The sequence below is a fragment of the Salinispora sp. H7-4 genome (genome assembly GCF_013416675.1).
Lineage (GTDB): Bacteria > Actinomycetota > Actinomycetes > Mycobacteriales > Micromonosporaceae > Micromonospora > Micromonospora vitiensis.
In genome coordinates this window covers 1-209 of the sequence record NZ_JABZED010000047.1, presented here as the reverse complement: position 1 = coordinate 209, position 209 = coordinate 1, and the positions used below count along the sequence as shown (strand labels likewise).

The window sequence follows — 209 nt, the reverse complement described above, 5'->3', positions numbered from 1 at the left end:
TCGGTGGTGATCCAGTACTCGGCGGTGTTCGGGTTCGCCGAGTCGGCGATCTTCACCTGGTCGCCGGCGTCGCGGTAGCCGTTGACGGCGATGTAGTGGCCGCCGGCGAAGGAGTGGCTCTCGCCGTTGGTGTCGGTGGCGGTGCCGGCGATGTTGGCCACGACGGCGCGGCCGTCGTCGACGGTGCGGATGATGTCCTCGCGCAGGGT

Annotated in this window: 1 protein-coding gene; it reads right to left on the bottom strand. The window is 69.4% G+C overall.

Annotated elements, in window-relative coordinates:
• Positions 1-209 (bottom strand): C39 family peptidase (locus tag H0524_RS18080; RefSeq protein WP_180199711.1); only part of this gene is annotated, 209 nt, incomplete at both ends.